Below are 19498 nucleotides of genomic sequence, written 5' to 3'. Positions count from 1 at the left end.
TCGGGTGGGCCGGTCGGGTGGGCAGGTCGGGTGGGCAGGTCGGGTGGGCAGGTCGGGTGGGCAGGTCGGGGGTGGTGGCGCAGGGGTGGTGGTTGTCGGGCGCTCGGTCCTCGTTTTAACCGAGGATCGGTAACGGTGTTTCCGTACACTTTCCGGCCAGGTTCACCCCATCGTGTTGCCGGTGGCACCGGGGTTGGTCGATCTTGGCACGGGGTGGTGGTGGCCGCCCGTCGAAGGGTTTTCACAGGTGGGCCTCGATCTCGCGTGCGGTCGGCATGGCGTCGGCGCACGCCAGGCGGCCCGCCACCAGGGCGCCGGCCACGTTGGCGTAGCGGGCGATCCGCTCCGGTTCCCAGCCCGACAGCAGGCCGTGGGCGAGGGCGCCGCCGAACGCGTCGCCGGCGCCCAACCCGCAGACGACCTCCACCCGGTGCGGCGGGATGGTCCACCTCCCCGACGCGGTGGCGAACAGGACGCCCTCGCCGCCCTTCTTCACCACGGCCAGCGACACCCCGCGCGCCAGCAGCCGGGTGGCGGCCTCGTCCGGGTCGGCCGTGCCGACCGCCACCTCGACCTCGGCCCGATTGCCGACCGCCACCGTGACGTGGTCGAGCATCCAGCCGATCTCGCGCCGCGCGGTCGGGACGTCGGGCCAGAACACCGGCCGGTGGTCGAGGTCCAGGACGGTGTGCGGGCGGCGGGCCCGGTGTCGGAGGATTTCCCGTTGGGTCTCCCGGGCGGGTGATGCCGAGACGCCCGTCCCGGTCACCCACAGCAGTGGCACGTCGGCCACCACGTCCCACGGCACGTCGTCCGGGGTGAGCGCCAGGTCGGGCGCGAGGGGTGACCGGTAGAACAGCAGCGGTGGGTCCTCGGGTGGGTCCAGGGCGCAGAACACGACCGGGGTTTGCAGGTCGGGGGCGGTGCCGACGAACGACGACGACACGCCGAACGACTCCAGCGCGGACCGGACGTAGGGGCCGAAGGCGTCCGGGCCGACCTTGGTGAGCACGGCGGCCGTGCGGCCGAGGCGGGCGGTGGCCACGGCCACGTTGGTGGCGGTACCGCCGAGGGACTTGGCGAACGTCCGCACCCGCGCCAGCGGCACGCCGCTCTGCTCCGGGTAGAGGTCCACCCCGACGCGCCCGACGGTCAGCACCTCGACGGTCATCGGTCCACCCCGCGCAGTTCGTGCGCCAGCGCCTCCAGCTCGACCCCGCCGGCCATCTGCCGGGTCAGCTCGTCGATGCCGATCTCCGACTTCTCGTGCGCGCCGAGCACGTGTCCGCGCTTGAGCAGCAGGAACCGGTCGCCGACGGGGTAGGCGTGGTGCGGGTTGTGGGTGATGAGGACGACTCCCAACCCCCGGTCTCGGGCGCGGGCGACGTAGCGCAGGACCACCCCGGCCTGCTTGACGCCGAGGGCGGCGGTGGGCTCGTCCAGGATCAGCACCTTGGCGCCGAAGTGCACGGCGCGGGCGATGGCGACGGACTGCCGTTCGCCGCCGGACAGGGTGCCCACGGGTTGTTCGACGTCGCGCAGGTCGATGCCCATGTCGGCCAGGGCCGTGCGGGTCACCTCCCGCGCCCGCCGCCGGTCGAGGAAGCGGAGCGGGCCGAACCCGGTGGTCGGTTCGGACCCGAGGAAGAAGTTGCGCCACACGCTCATCAGCGGCACGACGGCGAGGTCCTGGTGGACGGTGGCGATGCCCCGGTCGAGGGCTTCGCGGGGCGAGGCGAAGCGGACCGGGACGCCGTCGACCAGGTAGTCGCCGGTGTCGTGCCGGTGGACGCCGGCCAGCACCTTGATGAGCGTGGACTTGCCCGCGCCGTTGTCGCCGAGCACGCAGGTGACCTCGCCGGCGTTGACGACGGTGGACACGTCGCGCAGCGCGATCACGGTGCCGTAGGTCTTGCCGAGCCCGCGGACCTCCAGCAGCGGGCGTCGCTCCGACGGGCTCATCGCCGCACCCTCTCCGCCCGTCGTCGCAGGGCGTTGTTGACGAGCACGGCGGCCAGCAGCATCACGCCGAGGAAGAGCTGGAACCAGTCGGAGTCCCAGTTGGCGTAGACGATGCCCTGCCGGGCCATGCCGAAGATCAGCGCTCCGATCGCCGCGCCGACGGCGGAGCCGAACCCGCCGGTGAGCAGGCAGCCGCCGATGACGGCGGCGATGATGAACTGGAACTCCAGCCCGATGCCCTGGTTGGCCTGCACGCTGGTGAACCGCAGGATGGTGGTCGACCCGACGAGCCAGGCGGCGCCGGCGGTGGTCGTGAACAGCAGCACCTTGGTGCGGGCGACGGGCACGCCGACGGCCCGCGCCGCCGTGGCCGACCCGCCGACGGCGAAGATCCAGTTCCCGAACCGCGTGCGCAGCAGCACGACCGACGCGACGACCGTGACCGCGACCCACCACGCGATCGAGACGGGGAAGGCGGCGCCGCCGAGGGTGAACGTCGAGGCGAACACGAACCCGGCGGAGGCGTAGCCGTCGGCGGAGCGCATGCCGGACACCTGCACGGTCCCGGTGACGAGTCGCGTGACGCCGAGGTTCAGGCCCTGCAGGGCGAGGAACGTCCCGAGCGTCACGATGAAGCTGGGCAGCCCGGTGCGCAGCACCAGCCACCCGTTGAGCGCGCCGACGGCGAGCGCGAACGCCAGGGACGCGAGCAGCGCGAGCCAGACGTTCCAGCCGAGCCGGGTGGCGAGGATCGCCGTGACGAGCGCGGTGGAGGCGGTCATCACGCCGGCGGACAGGTCGAACTCGCCGCCGATCATGAGCAGCGCCACCGCGACGGCGGCGATGCCGAGGGTGGACGCGTCGTCCAGCCAGGTCGCGACGCCGCCCGCGCTGAGGAACTGCCCGGTGGTGGCCGAGAAGAACGCGAAGACGAGCACCGCGCCGAGCAGCGCGCCGATCTCGGGGCGGAGCAGGAGCCGGTCGAGCGGCCGGGCTCGGCCGACGCGCTCGTCGGGCGGGTCGGGGACGTCCGTCAGCGGGGTCACCGGCGTCCTCCTCAGCGGGTGCCGCGTTCGGCGTGCTCGGCGACCTCGTCCACGTTGGACCGGTCGACGAAGCCGGGTCCGGTGAGGACGGGCCGGCCGCCGCCCACGGTGTTGGCGTTGTCGCGGTAGAGCTTGATCATCACGATGGGGAGGTAGCCCTGTTCGTACTGCTGCTGGTCGACGGCGAACAGCACGTCGCCCGCCTTGATCGCGGTGGTGACGTCGGCGTTGAGGTCGAAGGTGGCGACCGCCGCCTGCGACGACGCGCCCTTGACGGCGTTCACGGACGACATCGCGACCTGCGGGTTGAGGGCGAGCACCGCGTCGACGGACGGGTCGGTCTGGAGCGCGCCCTTGATGCGGGACTCCGCGTCGGTGGGGTTGTTGATGTCGACCTGGAGGTTGGCGACGGCGCCGCCGAAGCCGGTGCGGGCGCCGTCGCAGCGCTGGTTGAGGCCGACGTTGCCGGCTTCGTGGATGACGCACAGCAGCTTGGTCTTCCCCGCGTCCTTGAGCCGGCGCCCGGCCTGTTCGCCGGCGATGCCCTCCTCCTGGCCGACGTGCGCGAGCGCGCCGAAGGCCGCGCTCTTGTCGGAGCCGGAGTTGATGGTGACGACGGGGATGCCGGCCTTGACCGCGTTCTGGACGGAGGTCCGGAGCGCGTCGGGGTTGGCCATCGAGACGACGATGCCGCCGACCTGTTGGGAGACGGCGTTGTCGATCAGCGTGGACTGGCGGCCGGGGTCGCCGTCGGAGTGGTAGTCGACGGTGACGCCGAGTTGTTCGCCGGCGGCGGTGGCGCCGTTCTTGACCACGTTCCAGAACGCGTCGCCCGCGGTGCCGTGGGTGACGACGGCGACGCGGAGCCGGCCGGAGGGCGCCTGGTCGGCGGTGTTCCGGTCGGCGGCGGTGCCGGTGCCCGTGGCGTTCTCGGCGCCGGGTCCGCTGCACGCGGCCAGCAGCGCGAGCGCGGTCAGGGCGAGTCCCGCGCGCAGGGTCGTTCGAGTGGACGTCATCGTCTCTCCTCGCTGGGGGTCAGGCGGTGAGCCGGCCGAGGTGCGCGAGGCCGGCCGCGGTGTCGCGCGCGGGGCCGTCGGGCGGGTCGTCGTCGCCGAGGGCGGTGTCCTGCTCCAAGACGTGCCAGCCGGTGTAGCCGGTGTCCCGGAGGAGCGCCACGAGGCCCGCCACGTCGATGTCGCCTTCGCCCAGCGGCACGTAGATGCGTCGTCGGACGGCGGCCGCGTAGCCGAGTTCGCCGGCGCGGACGGTGGCCGCGATGTCGGCGCGGACGTCCTTGAGGTGCACGTGGCCGATGCGCCCGGGGTGGCGGCGGGCCAGGTCGACCGGGTCCGTGCCGCCGATGAGGAGGTGGCCGGTGTCGAGGCAGAGGTCGAGGTCGGAGTCGGCGAGGAAGCGCTCGACCTCGGCGGCGCGTTCGACGTGCGTGCCGACGTGGGGGTGCAGGGCGGTGCGCAGGCCGTGGTCGGCGGCGCGGTCGCGGACGGCGGCGGCGGTGTGGACGAGGGTGCGCCACTCGTCGTCGGTGAGGGCGGGGCGTTCGTCGTAGCCGTCGAGGCCGGTGGCGGCGGCCAGCACGAGGACTTCCGCGCCGGCGGCGGCGAGCAGGGCGGCGACGCGGTCGGCTTCGGCGGCGGTGGCCCGCACGTCGGTGTGCAGGGGCACGGCGAGGAAGCCGCCGACGAGCGCGAGGCCGTGCCCGTCGAGCAGGCGGCGCAGGGCGGAGGGGTCGGCGGGCAGGTAGCCGGGCGGGCCGAGTTCCGTGGCGGTCAGGCCGAGGGCGGCCATCTCGGCGAGCACGGTTCCCGGGTCGAGCACCCGGCCCCAGCCGGGCACCTCGCTGACCCCCCACGAGATGGGCGCGCCGGCGATCTTCACGCGGTCACCTCCGGGTCGATCCGGACGGGGGCGCCGGAGCGGCGCGACCGCTCGCACGCCTCGGCGAGCCGGAGGCTGGTCAGGCTCTCCCGCGCGGGCGACGGGTTCGCCGCGGCGCCGGCGACGACCTGGGTGAACACGGCCATCTCGTTGAGGTAGGCGCGGTGGAAGCGCTCCGGGAAGCCGGGGTAGGCGTCGGCGGCGGCCTTCGGGCCCTCGGGCTCCAGGGACGTCAGCGGCGTGCGCGGGTCGAGGCCGACGGCGAGGGAGTCGCGGCTGCCCAGCACCTCGATGCGGTGGTCGTAGCCGAGGGGGTCGTGCCGGCCGCCGGCGAGGGTGGCGTGCGCGCCGCCCGCGAACCTGAGCAGCACCACGGCGTTGTCCACGTCGTCGGCGTCCGCGAACGCCCGGTCGACCAGCACCGATCCCGACGCGTACACCTCGACCACCGGCTGACCGACCAGCCACGGCACCGCGTCCAGGTCGTGGATCAGCAGGTCGCGGAAGATCCCGCCGGACCGGGGCAGGTAGGCGGGGTCGGGCGGTTCGGCGTCGTTGCCGAGCGCGCGGACCAGGTACACGTCGCCGACGTCGCCCGCGCGGACGCGCCGGTGCAGCTCGGACACGGCGGGGTCGAAGCGGCGCTGGAACCCGACGAGCACCTCCACGCCGGACGCCTCGACCTCGGCGACCAGGGCGCGCATCTCGTCCAGGTGACTCGCGATCGGCTTCTCGCACAGCGTCGGCACGCCCGCCGCGATCGTCGCGCGCAGCAGCGCGGGGTGCGTGGTGGTGGGGGTGGCGAGCAGGACGCCGTCACTGCGGGTGAGCAACGTGTCGAGGTCGGGCACGCTCCTGGTGCCGGGGAGCGCGGCGGACGCGGCCTCCGCGCGGCCGGGCTCCGGGTCGAACAGCAGCACCTCGTCGACCTCGTCGAGGCTCGCCAGGTTGGTCGCGTGCATGGAACCGATTCGCCCGACTCCGGCCACTCCGATGCGCATGCCGCTGGTCTCCGTCCTGGTAGAGGCGTTCTGGCGGTAGAGCGCTCTATTCGTTGGAGCGCTCCAATGCTGTAACGTCCGTCACACGGGTGTCAAGGGCACGCTCCCCGCCCGGGCCGTCCGCCCGGCGGTCACAGGAGGCACACCGGTGGTCAGACCCACGATGGACGACGTCGCGGCCCGGGCCGGCGTGTCCCGCGCGCTGGTGTCGCTGGTCATGCGGGGGTCACCGAGGGTGAGCGAGCAGCGGCGGGCGGCCGTGCTGCGGGCGGCCGAGGAGCTGGGGTACTCACCGCACGCCATGGCGCGGTCGCTGGCCAGCCGCACGTCCCACGTGCTCGGCGTGATGGTGTCGGACCTGCACAACGCGTTCTTCGCCGAGGTCGTGGACGGGCTCGACGCGGTGGCGACCGAGCAGGGCTTCGACCTGATCCTCAACACCGGCGGGCGGCGGCCGGCGCGGGAGCGGCGGGCGTTGCGCAGCCTGCTGTCGTTCCGGCCGGCGGGCCTGGCCCTGCTGTCGCCGGTGGTCCCGAGCGCGGACATCGCGCGGGCGGCGGAGCAGACGTCGGTGGTGCTGGTGGGGCGGTCGTCCCGGCTGGCCGGCGTGGACACCGTGAACGACGACGGCGAGCGCGGCCTCGCGCTGGCGGTCGAGCACCTGGTGTCGTTGGGGCACCGGCGGATCGCGCACCTCGACGGCGGCGGCGGCTCGCAGGCCGCGCCGCGGCGGCGCGGGTACCTCGCCGCGATGGCGTCCCACGGGCTCGCGCCGCGCGTGGTGGCCAGCGAGTACACCGACGCGGCCGGCGCGCGGGCGGTGCGGGGCCTGCTGGACGGGGGCGACCTGCCGAGCGCGATCGTCTCGTGCAACGACTTCAACGCGGTCGGCGTGATCTCCGCGCTGGAGGAGGCGGGGTTCCGGGTGCCGGCGGACGTCTCCGTGGTCGGGTACGACAACACCTCGCTGGCCGCCCTCCGGCACGTGTCGCTGACCACGATCGACCAGCCGCGCAACGAGTTCGGCCGGCTCGCCGCCGAGGCCCTGCTGCAACGGGTGCGGGGCGAGCGCGCCGAGCCCGTGCGGCGCCTGCTGCGCCCGTCCCTGGTCGTCCGCTCGACCACCGCGCCACCCGGCGCCGGACGGGCGTGAGCGCCCCGGCCCGCCCACCCCGGCGGTGGGAGCCCGCCGGGGTGACGCGGCGGCCTAGGCGTCCACCTTCGGCCGTTCCGGGTGGTCCGCCGGCTCGGCGGGCGGGGCGGGCCGGCGGACGGCGCGGCGGATCAGCGGCCACGCCAGCAGCACCACCACGACGCCGTACACGACCAGGGCGAACGGGGTGTTGACCAGGCCCGTCAGGGAGCCGTCCGAGAGTTGCAGCGCCCGCCGCATCTGCTGTTCGGCGGCCGGGCCGAGGATCACGCCGATGATCGCCGGCAGCACCGGCAGCCCGTAGCGGCGCATCACGAAGCCGAGCACGCCGATCACGAACATCACCAGCAGGTCGAACACGTCGGCGTTCACCGCGTACGCGCCGACGCCGGCGAAGAACAGGATGCCCGCGTACAGGTACGGCCGGGGGATGCGCAGCAGCCTCGCCCACACCGGCGCGAGCGGCAGGTTCAGCACCAGCAGCAGGCACAGGCCGATGAACAGCGACGCGATCAGGCCCCACACCAGCGCCGACTCGCGTTCGAACAGCAGCGGCCCCGGCTGGATGCCGTACTGCTGGAACGCCGCCAGCATCACCGCGGCCACCGCCGTCGTCGGCAGGCCCAGCGTCAGCATCGACACCAGCGTGCCCGCGGCGGACGCGCTGGCCGTCGCCTCCGGCCCGGCCACGCCCTCGATCGCGCCCTTGCCGAACTCGTCGCGGTGCCGGGACAGCCGCTTCTCGGTCACGTACGACAGGAACGTCGGGATCTCCGCGCCGCCCGCCGGGATCGCGCCGAACGGGAACCCGATCACCGGGCCGCGCAGCCACGGCTTCCACGACCGCCGCAGGTCCTCCCGGCCGAGGAACGCGCGGCCGACCGGGATCGGGCGCGCGGGCTTGCGCCGCAGGTGGGCGGCCACCCACAGCGACTCGCCGACCGCGAACAGGGCCACCGCGACCACGACCACGTCGATGCCGTCCGCGAGGTGCAGCGAGCCGAACGTGAGCCGCTGCTGGCCGGTCATCTCGTCCAGCCCGACCAGGCCGATGGCCAACCCGATGAGCAGCGACGCGAACCCGCGCACGCGGGACGCGCCGAGCACGGACGTGACCGCCACGAACGCCAGCACCATGATCGCGAAGAAGTCCGGCGCGCCGATGTCCACGGCGAACTTCGCCACCGTCGGCGCGAGCAGCACCAGCAGCACGGTGCCGATCGTGCCGCCGACGAAGTGCCCGATGGCCGCCGCGGCCAGCGCCTGCGAGCCGCGCCCCTTCCGGGCCATCGGATTGCCGTCGATGGCCGCGACCACCGCCGCGCTCTCGCCCGGCGTGTTGAGCAGGATGGACGTGGTGGAGCCGCCGAACATGCCGCCGTAGTAGATGCCGGCGAACATGATGAACGCCCCGGTCGGCTCCAGGCCGTAGGTGACGGGCAGCAGCAGCGCCACCGCCATCGCCGGGCCGATGCCCGGCAGCACGCCGATCGCCGTGCCCAGCAGCACGCCCAGCGCGGCCAGCGCGAGGTGCGTCGGGGTCAGCGCGGTCGCGAACCCCTCGAGCAGGTTGTTGAACGAGTCCACGTCAGAACATCCCCACCAGCGGACCACCCGGCAGCGGCACGCCGAGGAGGTTGTTGAACAACAGGAACGTCACCACCGACAGACCGGCGGCGAGCAGCGGGTCGCGGACGAAGTTCCGGCTGCCCAGCGCGTAGGCCGCGCCCCAGAACAGGACCGCGCCGGAGATCGGGAAGCCGACCACGCCGATCAGCGCCGCGTTCGCCAGGAACGCGCCGCACAGCAGCAGCACGGTCCGCCAGTCCGCGGGCGCGGAGAGGTCCACGTCCTCGCCGCCCTCGGCCTCGCCCCGGCCGCCGCGCAGCACGTCCCGCGCGAGCAGCGCGGCGACCACGACCAGCCCGACGCCGACCACGACCGGCACCGCCTTCGGCCCCACCGGGCCGCGCTGCGCGAAGTCGGTGTGGATCCGGATCGCGTCGACCAGGACCAGCACGCCCAGCGCGACCAGCACCGCGGACACGCCGAGCTCCGACCGCTCCCGCAGCCACGCCCGGCTCCAGGGCTTGTTCACCGCCTTGTGCACGCCCAACCCTCCACTCATGCCAACCCCAGGTCCTTGAGGACGGTCGCCACCCGGTCGTTCTCGGCGCGCAGGAACCGGCCGAACTCGTCACCGGGCGCGAACGCGTCGGTCCAGCCGTTGCGCGCCAGCGCCTCCCGCCACTGCGGGGTGCCGTGCAGGTCGCTGAACAGGTCCACCAGCCGGGCCCGGTCGGCGTCGGAGATCCCCGGCGGCGCGACCACGCCGCGCCAGTTGTTGAACTCGACGTCCACCCCGGACTCGCGCAGCGTCGGCGCGTCCACACCCGACAGCCGCGACCCGCTCGTCACCGCCAGCACCCGGATCTGCCCGGCCTCGATCTGGTCCCGGTACTCGCCGACGCCCGACACGCCGAACGCGACCTTCCCGCCCAGCACCGACGCCAGCAGCTCGCCGCCGCCGTCGAACGGGATGTAGTTGACGTGCCGCGGGTCCAGCCCGACCGCCTTGGCGATCAGCATCGGGGCGAGGTGGTCCGGCCCGCCGGGCGACGAGCCGCCGCCGACCGTCACCGCGCCCGGGTTCGCCTTCCACGCCGCGACGAGGTCGGCCAGCGTCCGGTACGGCGAGTCCTTGCCGACCACGACGATGTCCGGCTCCTCGATCAGCTTCGCGATCGGCGTGGTGTCCAGCAGCGACGACGGCGCCTTGTTGGTGTACACGCTGCCGACCACGCCCAGGCCCATCGACATGACGAGCTTGCCGTTGCCGCGCTCGCTGACCGTCCGGCCGAGACCGACCGTGCCGCCCGCGCCCGGCAGGTTGAACACCTCGGTGTTGCGGATCAGCTCCGCGTCCTCCATCGCCTTCGCGGCGGTGCGCGCCGTGACGTCGTAGCCGCCGCCCGGCGCGTTCGGCACCAGCACGCGCAGGCTCCGCAACGACGACGACGTGTCCGCGCCGGACGTCAGCAACGGCGGCACGAGGACGACGACCGCCAACGCGCCGACGACCGCGAGCCAGTTCCTGATCCGCACTGTGATCCCCGCCTCTCTTCCGCGTGGTTGGACATGTTGCACTCGTGTAAACAGGGAAGTCCCGCTTGCGCGCCTAAGGGTTCTTTTGTTCTTTCTGGTCACGGAGGTGCCGATGGGGACGCGTGGATCGCTGGCCCGTCAGCTGCTCGCGTGGCAACTCGTCGTGGTCGTCGCGTTGCTGGGCGCGGTCGGCGTGCTGTCCGTCGTCCAGGCGGGCAACAACTTCCGCACGACCGAGGGACGCCGGATGTTGTCGGTGGCCGAGGACGTCGCCGCGACCGCGGGCGTGCGGGCGTCGTTGGCCGACCCGCTGCGGCACTACGCGCTCGCGCCGTTCGCGGAGAGCGCCCGCAGCCTGTCCGGCGCCAGCTACGTGATCATCACCGGCCCGGACCGCAAGGTCCTGACCTCGCCGGACCCCGGCCAGGTCGGCGAGGTGCTCGACCTCGGCGGCAGCACGGCGTTGGCGGGCCGGTCGTGGGTCGGCGAGGTGGGCGGCGCGACCGTGGCGCACGTGCCGGTGATCGGCGACGACGGCGAGGTGGTCGGCCTGGTCGCCGCGGGGACGCAGGCGCCGGGCTTCTGGGACGGTGTGCTGGACTCCCCGGACAACGCGCTGCGGCTGCTCGGCGTGGCGCTGGTCATCGGCGTCACCGGGTCGCTGCTGCTCGCGCGGCGGGTCAAGAACCAGACGCTGGGCCTGGAGCCGCACGAGATCACCGCGCTGGTCGAGTACCGGGAGGCACTGCTGCACGGCATCAAGGAGGGCGTCGTCGCGCTCGACCCGCAGCACCGGATCACGCTGGTCAACGACCACGCCCGCGACCTGCTGGCGCTGCCGCCGGACGCGGTCGGCCGGTCGGTGGCCGACCTGGACCTGGACGACCGGCTGCGCGACGTGCTGACCGGCCGCGCGACCGGCGTGGACCAGCTCGCCCTGGCCGGTGGCCGCGTGCTCACCCTGAACCACATGCCGCTGGACGTGCACGGCGCCGTGGTCACCCTGCGCGACCGCACCGAGCTGACCGCGTTGCGCGACGAGCTGGACGCGAACCGGCACGCCACCGACACCCTGCGCGCGCAGGCGCACGAGTTCAGCAACCGCCTGCACACCATCGCCGGCCTGGTCGAGCTGGGCGAGTACGACGAGGTGCGCGGCTTCATCAGCCGCATCAACACCGCGCAGGGCGCGTGGCGCGCCGAGGTGGCCTCGAAGGTCGCCGACCCGGCGGTGGCGGCGCTGCTGGTGGCCAAGTCGAGCCTCGCCGCCGAGCGCGGCATCGGCCTGCGGATGGCGCCGGACAGCTCGCTCGGCGAGGTCGACGAGGCGCTGTCCACCGACCTCGTCACGGTGATCGGGAACCTGGTGGACAACGCGCTCGACGCGCTGTCGGAACGGGGGTGGGTCGAGGTGTCGGTGCGGTCGTCGCCCGACGAGGTCGTGGTCGTGGTGCGGGACTCGGGGCCGGGCGTGGCGGCGGGCCTGGCCGAGGAGGTGTTCCGGCACGGGTTCACCACCAAGGCCGCCGAACAGGGTCAGCGCGGGCTCGGCCTGGCGCTGATCCGGCAGGCGTGCCTGCGGCGCGGCGGGTCCGTGGGCGTGCGCAACGAGGACGGCGCGGTGTTCACCGCCCGGCTGCCCGTGGAGGTGCCGGTGTGATCAGGGTTCTGGTCGTGGACGACGACTTCATGGTCGCGAAGGTCCACAGCGGGTACGTCGCGCGCACGCCCGGCTTCGAGGTCGTCGGCGTCGCGCACACCGGCGCGGAGGCGTTGCGGCTGGTCCGGGAGCTGCGGCCGGACCTCGTGCTGCTGGACGTCTACCTGCCCGACGTGGACGGCCTGGCCGTGCTGCGGGAGCTGCGCGGCCTGGCCGACGACGTCGACGTCATCGTGATCACCGCGGCGACGGACGTGGACACGGTGCGCAGCGCGCTGCGCGGCGGGGTGCTGCACTACCTGATCAAGCCGTTCGAGTACGCCGCGCTGCGCGACCAGCTCGCCCACTTCGCCGCCCTCGACCGGCGGCTCGACCAGCTCGCCTCGGCCGGCCAGGCCGACGTGGACCAGGTGTTCGGCGCCCGGCCGCGCAGCGCGCCCGGTCTGCCGAAGGGCCTGACGGCCCAGACCGCGGCACTGGTGGAACGGGTGCTGCGGGACCGCCCCGTGACGGCCAGCGAGTGCGCGGACGCCACGGAGCTGGCCCGCGTGTCGGCCCGCCGGTACCTGGAGCACTTCGTCAGCACCGGCAAGGCCGAGGTGCGGCTCAAGTACGGCGGCACCGGGCGGCCCGAACGCCTCTACGTCTGGCTCGGCTGACCGCTCTTGCGCACGATCAGGTAGCCCTGCGGCGTCTTCTCCCACTGCGGGTCGACGGGTTCCCGCTCCACGCGGGTGTGCGGCTCGAACCCGGCCTCGGCGAGCTGCCCGAGCACCCGGTCGGGGTCCAGCCGGTACACGTCCAGCAGGATGTCGTGCCCGTAGCCCTGCTCGTGCCGGCGGACGGTGTCGCCCACCTGGAACGCCATCAGCAGCAGGCCGCCGGGCGCGAGGACGCGGTGGAACTCGGCGAACACCGCCGGGTGCTCCTCCCACGGCACGTGGATCACCGAGTACCAGGCCACCGCGCCGCCCAGCGCGCCGTCCGGCAGGTCCAGGTCGAGCATCGACCCCACCTCGAACCGCACGTCCGGGTGCTCGCGCCGGGCCACCGCGACCATCTCCGGCGACAGGTCGACCCCGAAGACGTCCACCCCCAGCCCTTTCAGGTGACCGGAGATCCGACCGGGGCCGCAACCGACGTCCGCCACCGGGCCGCTCACCAGCTCGGCGAACAACCCGAGCACCGCCCGGTCCGCCGGGCTGTCGGCGAGGAGGTCGCGCGCCAGGTCGGCGTAGCTGCGGGCGACGGTGTCGTAGGCGGTCCGGGTCATGGTCAGGAACTCGGGTTCGGTCACGCACCGGGACCCTAGTCCCAGCCGCCGCCCCGACGGCCCTCCTTCGTCCGGGCGCGGCGCTTCTTCTCCGCGATCCGGCGTTCCTTCGAGCCCTTGGTCGGCTTGGTCGGGCGGCGCACCGGCGGCGGCGCGGCCGCGGCGTCGCGCAGGATCCGGGCCAGCCGCTCGCGGGCCGCCTGGCGGTTCTGCAACTGCGCCCGGTGCTCGCTCGCCACGACCGTGAGCACACCGTCCACCAGGCGCTTCCCCAGCCGGTCGAGCATCCGGTCGCGCAGCCGGTCCGGCACGGACGGCGAGGACGCCAGGTCGAAGCTCAGCTCGACCCGGCTGTCCGCCGTGTTCACGCCCTGGCCGCCGGGGCCTGAGGAGCGGGAGAACCGCTCGCTCAACTCGGCCGCCGGCACCACCAGCGTCCTCGTCACGGTCAAGTCCTCGGCCACGCGTCCAGGTTAGAAGCCCAACCCCGCCGACGTCGCCAGCTTTAGCACCTCGCCGTAGTCCAGCGGCGCCGGACCGCCGCGCTCCTGACCGTCCAGGCGCGACCCCGCCGACAGCACGGTCACCGCCGACCCGTCGGGCTGCCGGACGACCAGCTCGATCACCTCGCCCGCCGGCAGCAACGGCCGGTGCAACCTGAAGTGCCGGCCGCCCTCGTCCCACTCCTCGCACCGCGTCTGGTCGATCAGGAGGCAGTCCTGCCCCGCCGTGCCCATGCGGATCATCACCGCCACCGAGCCGCGGCCGCGCGACGTCGTCACGTCGGTGTAGGAGAAGTAGGTCTGCGGCACGTCCTCCGGCACGACCAGCTCCAACGGCGGCCGGCCGTCGAGCGGCTTCGCCACCACGTCCGCGGGCAACGCCGCCCGCAACGCCGCCGTCAGCTCCGCCGCGCGCTCGGCGGTCACCGGCCTCGGCGGCGTCGACCCCGGCTCGTTCGGCAGCGGGACGACGCCCAGCATGTGCACCGACGCGGACGACGATGCGGACGACGATGTGGACGGCGACGCGGACGAGCCGGCGACCGGCACGTCCCCCACCGGCCACAGCGCGACCGGCAGGACCACCGCCCCCGCCGCCGCCAGGGCGACCGCGACCAGCGAGCCGCGCCGGAACGCGACCCGCCGCCTGCCCCTGGCGACGAGCGCCGCCTTGTCCACGGCCATCGGCGGCTCGTCCGCGACCGCGACGGCCAGAACCTGCTTGATGTCGGTCATCGCCGCTCCTCCAGGACGTCGTGCCCGAGAAGGTGGCGCAGCGCGGCCAAGCCCTTGGCCGCCTGGCTCTTCACGGTGCCTTCGGTGCGACCGAGGAGGCGCGCGGTCTCGGTGACGCTCAGGTCCTCCCAGTACCGCAGCACGACCACCGTGCGCTGGCCCGCCGGCAACGACGCCAGCGCGCGGCGCACGTCGAAGTCCGACCCGGCCCCGGCGACCGGCACGTCCGGCACCTCGTCCACGACCGTCTCCCGCCGCCGGAACGCGCGCCGCGAGTCGTCGATCGCCGCCCGGACCAGCACCTTCCGGGCGTAGGCGTCCACCGCGCCGTCCCGGCGGACCCGCGGCCAGGCGACGTACAGCTTCGTCAGCGCGGTCTGCACCAGGTCCTCGGCGCGGTGCCAGTCACCGCACAGCAGGTACGCGGTCCTGCGCATCACCAGCGCGCGGGCGTCGACGTACTCGCCGAACTCACGATCGCGATCCACTCGGGCACCCTCCTCGGTCGCCGCTTGGTACGGATCGGCGACCGGCGGAGGTTGCCCCGGTGACTAGAACCGCGGGTGGTCGCCCACCAGGACGGCGCCCGGCTCGTCCGAACGGACCACGTCGCCCAGCACCCACGCGGGCACGTGGCGGGCCGTGAGCACGGCCAGGGCGCGGTCCACGTCCTCGGGCGCGACCACCGCGACCATGCCGACGCCCATGTTGAACGTCTTCTCCATCTCGTCGCGCTCCACCCGGCCGCGCTGGGCGATCAGGGCGAACACCGGCGCGGGCGTCCACGTGCCGCGGTTCAGCTCGGCGCGCAGGCCCCGGGGCAGCACACGGGCCAGGTTCGCCGCCAGGCCGCCGCCGGTGACGTGCGCGAACGTCCGCACCTCCGCCTCGGCGGCCAACGCCAGGCAGTCCTTGGCGTAGATGCGGGTCGGCTCCAGCATCTCCTCGCCGAGGGTGCGGCCGAACTCCTCGACGTGGCCCTCCAGCGGCATCCGGGCGATCTCCAGCAGCACGTGCCGCGCCAGGGAGTACCCGTTCGAGTGCAGGCCCGAGGAGCCCATGGCGATGACCACGTCACCCGCGCGCACCCGGTCCGGGCCGAGCATCGCGGACGCCTCGACCACGCCGACGCCCGTGCCGGAGATGTCGTAGTCGTTCTCGCCCATCAGGCCCGGGTGCTCGGCGGTCTCACCGCCCAGCAACGCGCACCCCGCCAGCACGCAGCCCTCGGAGATGCCCTTGACCAGCGCCGCGACCTTGTCCGGCACGACCCGGCCGACCGCGATGTAGTCCTGCAGGAACAACGGCTCCGCGCCGCACACCACCAGGTCGTCCACGACCATCGCGACCAGGTCGACGCCGATCGTGTCGTGCTTGTCCAACGCCTGCGCGACCGCGATCTTGGTGCCGACGCCGTCGGTCGAGGACGCGAGCACCGGCTCCTTCCAGCGGTCGAGCTTGAGCTGGAACAGGCCCGCGAAGCCGCCGATCCCGCCGAGCACCTCGGGACGCTGCGCCTTCGCCGCCCACGGCTTGAGCTTCTCCACCGCCTCGTCGCCGGCTTCGATGCTTACTCCAGCTGCGGCGTAGGTCGCCTTGGCGCTGTCCGTCACGTCTCTGTGCTCCACGATTTCGGGCATCCACATTCAGGGCATCTGGTCATCCGGGCACGCGCCCGGCCCGCCGGCGATCAGGGGCGGCGCAGGGCGTCCTCGGCACCGTACCCGTTCGCCAGGACGGGGGCCGCCGAGCCCGCGACACCCCGGATCCCCTCGAGCAGGTGCTTGCCGATCAAGGCGTCCTCGGGCAGCGGGATCGGGTACTCGCCGTCGAAGCACGCGCTGCACAGCCGCGTCCTGGGCTGCTCGCTGGCCGCGATCAGCTCCTCCAGCGACACGTAGCCCAGCGAGTCCGCGCCGATCGAGCGGCGGATGCCGTCGGTGTCCAGGCCGTTGGCGATCAGCTCGGCCCGGGACGCGAAGTCGATGCCGTAGAAGCACGGCCACTTGACCGGCGGCGACGCGATCCGCACGTGCACCTCGACCGCGCCCGCCTCGCGCAGCATCCGGACCAGGGCGCGCTGCGTGTTGCCGCGCACGATCGAGTCGTCCACCACGACCAGCCGCTTGCCGCGGATCACGTCGCGCAGCGGGTTCAGCTTCAGCCGGATGCCCAGCTGGCGGATCGTCTGCGACGGCTGGATGAACGTGCGGCCGACGTAGGCGTTCTTGACCAGGCCCGACCCGTACGGGATGCCGCTGGCCTGGGCGTAGCCGATGGCGGCCGGCGTGCCCGACTCGGGCACCGGGATGACCAGGTCGGCCTCCACCGGGTGCTCCAGGGCGAGCCGGCGGCCGATCTCCACCCGGGTGGCGTGCACCGACCGGCCGGCGATCGTGGTGTCCGGGCGAGCCAGGTAGACGTACTCGAAGATGCAGCCCTTGGGCTCGGGGTTGGCGAACCGGCTCGACCGCAGGCCGTTCTCGTCGATCGCGATCAGCTCGCCCGGCTCGACCTCGCGCACGAACGACGCGCCGACGATGTCCAGCGCCGCCGTCTCGCTGGCCACGACCCAGCCGCGCTCCAGCCGGCCCAGCACCAGCGGGCGCACGCCCTGCGGGTCGCGGGCCGCGTAGAGGGTGGACTCGTCGGAGAACGTGAGGCAGAACGCGCCGCGCAGCGTCGGCAGCAGCCGCATGGCCGCCTGCTCGATGCCGATGTCGGCGGCGTGCGCGGCGAGCAGGCCGCACACCAGGTCGGAGTCGGTGGTCGCGCCGTGGCTCGTGTCCACGCCCACCTCGCGGGCCTTCTCCAGCAGCTCGGCGGTGTTCACCAGGTTGCCGTTGTGGCCGAGCGACAGGCCCGAGCCGGTGGCCGTGGTGCGGAACGTCGGCTGCGCGTTCTCCCACGTCGTGGAGCCCGTGGTGGAGTAGCGGCAGTGGCCGACCGCGACGTGGCCGCGCAGCGACTGGAGCACCTGCTCGTCGAACACCTGGCTGACCAGGCCGAGGTCCTTGAAGACCACCACCTGGCTGCCGTCGCCGACGGAGATGCCCGCGGCTTCCTGGCCGCGGTGCTGGAGGGCGTAGAGGCCGTAGTAGGTGAGCTTGGCGACCTCCTCACCGGGGGCCCAGACGCCGAACACACCGCATTCCTCGCGGGGTTCTCGTTCTTCCTGGGTTTCGGGGTCAGTGCGGCCGGTTGCTGAATGGTCGGTGACCACCGGGTGCTCCCTAGCGACGAGGTCGGGCTGCACCATCGAGTGTAAGGCTGACGGGGGTGGTACCACCCCCATCAGGACCCCCGTGACGTGACCAAACGCACTCAGTCCAGCTTGAGGGCGAACCACACCTGCTCGTCGCCCGTGTGCTTGAGGGGCAGGCGACCCCACAGGCCGTAGTGCACGAGCTGCGCCTCGCCGGTGATCAGCAGGTCCGCCTCCTCGCCCGGCCAGGCCGCCCGCACCTCGGGCACCACACCGGGCTGGAACGTCACCACCCACGCCTCGGGCACGTCGGTGAGCTGCACCAAGGCCGTGCCCTTGGCGGTCGGCGGCACGTCCGCGGCGTACTTGGCGGCCAGCAGGGTGGTGAGCGCTTCGTCGATGCCGTCGACGGCGAAGTCCGCGTCGCCGACCACCAGCTCGCGCAGGGCCGCCTGGGCGTCCCAGCGACGCAGGTTCAGCTCGTGCGCGATGCGGCGGTGCCACACCCAGGCCAGGTCCGGCGCGGCCGGCGAGAACGTCCACGCCGTCCGGTTGCCCGGGGTGGCCGGGAGCAGTTCGGCGGCCTTGGCCAGCTGGGCGTCGAGGTACTCCAGCGGCGCCACGTCGGCGGGCGGGCTGGGCAGGCGGAGCCGGACCGTGCTGCCGGTGCGCAGGTACTCCAGGGACGTCTCCAGGAACCGGCCGACGTGCAGCGCCAGGTCGGTGAACGTCCAGCCGGGGCAGCTGGGCACCTTCGCCGCGGGGTCGGCCTTCCCGACCGCCTCCCGGAACATCCCCGCCTGGGCGGTGAAGACCTCGGTCCACCGCTGGGTGGTCCAACCTGCCGGCACGTCCAGCCTCCCGCTCGCGTCGATCGGTGCGCCGCCATCGTGCCGCACGGGTCGCCTCCCCGGCGGCGGGACGCCGGCCTTCACCCGTACCGACGCAGCGACCGCGCCGCCGGTGCCGTCGGATCACGACGACTTCCCGACGGGACGCCGCACGGCGGGTCACCACGGCTGGTCCCGGACGTCGTCCAGGGCCGCCAACTCGTCCAACCGGGCCATGGCCTCCTCCCACCAGCGGATCAGGTCGCCGGGCTGGAACTCCCACTCCTCGGAGTCCCCGGCCGACGACCCGCCCCCGGCCTCCGCGCCCGTGTCGGCCGGGTCGTCGGCCCCGGGGTCCGCGCCGGCGAGGTCGACAGCGGCTGGGTCGACAGCGGCTGGGTCGGCAACCAGGTCGTCAGCGGCCACATCGGCGGCGGCGAAACCGGCGTCAGCCGGGTTCGGAGCGGCTGGGTCGTCGGCGGCCGGGGTGAGCGCGGTCGAATCGAGGGCGGCCGGGTCCAGAGCGTTCGGGTCGAGGCCGGCCGGATCGAGGGCGGCCACATCGAGGTCGGCCGGGTCGAGGGCGTATGCGGCATCCGGGTCTTCGATCACCGACTCGACTTCCGGCTCGGCGAAGGGATCGGGGGTCGCGGCCGGTTCCCCGACCGGCCAGGCGACCGCGGGCGGGACGGCGGCGGACCAGGAGACGGCCGGGTCGGCCTCGGGCTCGCTGACGACGGAGTGGACGGCGAGCGGCCACGCGCCCGCCGGTTGGGCGACCGAGGTCCACGAGGCGGTGGGGTCGAGCGGCAGGGTCCAGGTGAAGGCGGTCGCGGCGGCGGTGGCCGCGGCGGTGGCGGCCCCCGGCCCGTCGAGGTGGCCGGCGAAGCCGTGGTCGGAGCGCTCGGCCCACGGCTCGACGCCCACCCCGGTGCCCGGTCCCGGCTCCGGGTCCAGCCACAGCTCGGTGGTCGTCTCGCACCACGACTCGACCTCCGGCGGGACCGCCGCCCCCACCGGTCCCGCCGGCTCGGCGTCCGACTCGCGCCACAACCCGACCGGCGGCACGACGGCCGGCCCCGCCCCCGGCACCGGCCCGGCGGGCGAAGGGGGGCACCACGGCAACAAA

18 protein-coding genes and 2 pseudogenes are annotated in these 19498 nt (G+C 73.9%); 3 read left to right on the top strand and 17 right to left on the bottom strand.

The annotated features are described in order from the left end of the window. Positions 1 to 241: 241 nt before the first annotated feature. The 6 genes and pseudogenes from iolC to ACFXGA_RS17040 all read right to left on the bottom strand — a co-directional run. Positions 242 to 1171 (bottom strand): 5-dehydro-2-deoxygluconokinase, encoded by a 930-nt coding sequence (gene iolC / locus ACFXGA_RS17065; RefSeq protein ID WP_378088816.1) that lies wholly within the window; start codon positions 1169 to 1171, stop codon positions 242 to 244. Further along, positions 1168 to 1962, bottom strand: coding sequence for an ATP-binding cassette domain-containing protein (locus ACFXGA_RS17060; RefSeq protein ID WP_378088814.1), 795 nt, complete (start codon positions 1960 to 1962; stop codon positions 1168 to 1170). The genes iolC and ACFXGA_RS17060 overlap by 4 nt, the downstream gene beginning before the upstream one ends. Further along, positions 1959 to 2999 (bottom strand): ABC transporter permease, encoded by a 1041-nt coding sequence (locus tag ACFXGA_RS17055; protein ID WP_378088880.1) that lies wholly within the window; start codon positions 2997 to 2999, stop codon positions 1959 to 1961. The genes ACFXGA_RS17060 and ACFXGA_RS17055 overlap by 4 nt, the downstream gene beginning before the upstream one ends. A gap of 20 nt (positions 3000 to 3019) precedes the next feature. Next, positions 3020 to 4024 (bottom strand): sugar ABC transporter substrate-binding protein, encoded by a 1005-nt coding sequence (locus ACFXGA_RS17050; protein WP_378088813.1) that lies wholly within the window; start codon positions 4022 to 4024, stop codon positions 3020 to 3022. 19 nt (positions 4025 to 4043) lie between these two features. After that, entirely contained in the window at positions 4044 to 4904 is an 861-nt protein-coding gene (locus ACFXGA_RS17045; RefSeq protein ID WP_378088811.1) for a TIM barrel protein, read from the bottom strand. Further along, a pseudogene (locus ACFXGA_RS17040) lies at positions 4901 to 5932 on the bottom strand (Gfo/Idh/MocA family oxidoreductase); the annotation flags it as partial. The gene ACFXGA_RS17045 and the pseudogene ACFXGA_RS17040, both read right to left, overlap by 4 nt. Positions 5933 to 6053: 121 nt before the next feature. Between ACFXGA_RS17040 and ACFXGA_RS17035 the strand changes: the two are divergent. Further along, entirely contained in the window at positions 6054 to 7058 is a 1005-nt protein-coding gene (locus ACFXGA_RS17035; RefSeq protein ID WP_378088809.1) for a LacI family DNA-binding transcriptional regulator, read from the top strand. Positions 7059 to 7112: 54 nt separating this feature from the next. Here the strand turns inward: ACFXGA_RS17035 and ACFXGA_RS17030 are convergent, their stop codons facing one another. The 3 genes from ACFXGA_RS17030 to ACFXGA_RS17020 are packed head-to-tail and all read right to left on the bottom strand — an operon-like array spanning position 7113 to position 10163. After that, complete coding sequence (locus ACFXGA_RS17030) at positions 7113 to 8645, bottom strand: tripartite tricarboxylate transporter permease (protein ID WP_378088807.1); 1533 nt, start codon at positions 8643 to 8645, stop codon at positions 7113 to 7115. Between the two features lies 1 nt (position 8646). Continuing rightward, on the bottom strand, positions 8647 to 9186 hold the full coding sequence (locus ACFXGA_RS17025) for a tripartite tricarboxylate transporter TctB family protein (RefSeq protein ID WP_378088805.1): 540 nt from the start codon (positions 9184 to 9186) through the stop codon (positions 8647 to 8649). Next, positions 9183 to 10163 carry a Bug family tripartite tricarboxylate transporter substrate binding protein gene (locus tag ACFXGA_RS17020; RefSeq protein ID WP_378088802.1) on the bottom strand — a complete coding sequence of 327 codons (981 nt, stop codon included), beginning with the start codon at positions 10161 to 10163 and terminating at the stop codon, positions 9183 to 9185. The genes ACFXGA_RS17025 and ACFXGA_RS17020 overlap by 4 nt, the downstream gene beginning before the upstream one ends. A 112-nt stretch (positions 10164 to 10275) precedes the next feature. On the opposite strand from ACFXGA_RS17020, the gene ACFXGA_RS17015 reads away from it, so the two are divergent. Then, positions 10276 to 11823: an ATP-binding protein gene (locus ACFXGA_RS17015; protein ID WP_378088800.1), complete on the top strand. Its 1548-nt coding sequence runs from the start codon at positions 10276 to 10278 to the stop codon at positions 11821 to 11823. Further along, entirely contained in the window at positions 11820 to 12482 is a 663-nt protein-coding gene (locus ACFXGA_RS17010; protein ID WP_378088798.1) for a response regulator, read from the top strand. The genes ACFXGA_RS17015 and ACFXGA_RS17010 overlap by 4 nt, the downstream gene beginning before the upstream one ends. Here the strand turns inward: ACFXGA_RS17010 and ACFXGA_RS17005 are convergent. The 8 genes and pseudogenes from ACFXGA_RS17005 to ACFXGA_RS16970 form a co-directional block, all read right to left on the bottom strand. Then, positions 12464 to 13120 carry a class I SAM-dependent DNA methyltransferase gene (locus ACFXGA_RS17005; protein WP_378088796.1) on the bottom strand — a complete coding sequence of 219 codons (657 nt, stop codon included), beginning with the start codon at positions 13118 to 13120 and terminating at the stop codon, positions 12464 to 12466. The genes ACFXGA_RS17010 and ACFXGA_RS17005 overlap by 19 nt on opposite strands. A gap of 11 nt (positions 13121 to 13131) precedes the next feature. Then, entirely contained in the window at positions 13132 to 13560 is a 429-nt protein-coding gene (gene arfB / locus ACFXGA_RS17000) for an alternative ribosome rescue aminoacyl-tRNA hydrolase ArfB (RefSeq protein WP_378088794.1), read from the bottom strand. 9 nt (positions 13561 to 13569) lie between these two features. After that, positions 13570 to 14334 carry a hypothetical protein gene (locus tag ACFXGA_RS16995; RefSeq protein ID WP_378088792.1) on the bottom strand — a complete coding sequence of 255 codons (765 nt, stop codon included), beginning with the start codon at positions 14332 to 14334 and terminating at the stop codon, positions 13570 to 13572. Further along, positions 14331 to 14822, bottom strand: a complete 492-nt coding sequence (locus ACFXGA_RS16990) for a SigE family RNA polymerase sigma factor (protein WP_378088790.1) — start codon at positions 14820 to 14822, stop codon at positions 14331 to 14333. The genes ACFXGA_RS16995 and ACFXGA_RS16990 overlap by 4 nt, the downstream gene beginning before the upstream one ends. A 63-nt stretch (positions 14823 to 14885) precedes the next feature. Continuing rightward, entirely contained in the window at positions 14886 to 15974 is a 1089-nt protein-coding gene (purM, locus tag ACFXGA_RS16985; protein WP_378088787.1) for a phosphoribosylformylglycinamidine cyclo-ligase, read from the bottom strand. Positions 15975 to 16024: 50 nt separating this feature from the next. Continuing rightward, entirely contained in the window at positions 16025 to 17557 is a 1533-nt protein-coding gene (purF, locus tag ACFXGA_RS16980; RefSeq protein ID WP_378088785.1) for an amidophosphoribosyltransferase, read from the bottom strand. A gap of 101 nt (positions 17558 to 17658) precedes the next feature. Then, entirely contained in the window at positions 17659 to 18438 is a 780-nt protein-coding gene (locus tag ACFXGA_RS16975; protein WP_378088782.1) for a maleylpyruvate isomerase N-terminal domain-containing protein, read from the bottom strand. A gap of 111 nt (positions 18439 to 18549) precedes the next feature. Then, positions 18550 to 19498: pseudogene (locus tag ACFXGA_RS16970) on the bottom strand (hypothetical protein); the annotation flags it as partial.

The sequence above is a fragment of the Actinosynnema sp. NPDC059335 genome, assembly GCF_042752395.1.
Lineage (GTDB): Bacteria > Actinomycetota > Actinomycetes > Mycobacteriales > Pseudonocardiaceae > Actinosynnema.
Note: the sequence above shows the minus strand (reverse complement) of the source record. Positions and strands in the feature narration are given on the sequence as shown.

Bases quoted from the DNA above. Each gene is read 5' to 3' on its own strand.
- ACFXGA_RS17060 (WP_378088814.1), bottom strand. From the start codon at position 1,962: ATGAGCCCGTCGGAGCGACGCCCGCTGCTGGAGGTCCGCGGGCTCGGC.
- ACFXGA_RS16995 (WP_378088792.1), bottom strand. From the start codon at position 14,334: ATGACCGACATCAAGCAGGTTCTGGCCGTCGCGGTCGCGGACGAGCCG.
- ACFXGA_RS17015 (WP_378088800.1), top strand. From the start codon at position 10,276: ATGGGGACGCGTGGATCGCTGGCCCGTCAGCTGCTCGCGTGGCAACTC.
- iolC (WP_378088816.1), bottom strand. From the start codon at position 1,171: ATGACCGTCGAGGTGCTGACCGTCGGGCGCGTCGGGGTGGACCTCTAC.
- ACFXGA_RS17050 (WP_378088813.1), bottom strand. From the start codon at position 4,024: ATGACGTCCACTCGAACGACCCTGCGCGCGGGACTCGCCCTGACCGCG.
- purM (WP_378088787.1), bottom strand. From the start codon at position 15,974: ATGCCCGAAATCGTGGAGCACAGAGACGTGACGGACAGCGCCAAGGCG.
- ACFXGA_RS17025 (WP_378088805.1), bottom strand. From the start codon at position 9,186: ATGAGTGGAGGGTTGGGCGTGCACAAGGCGGTGAACAAGCCCTGGAGC.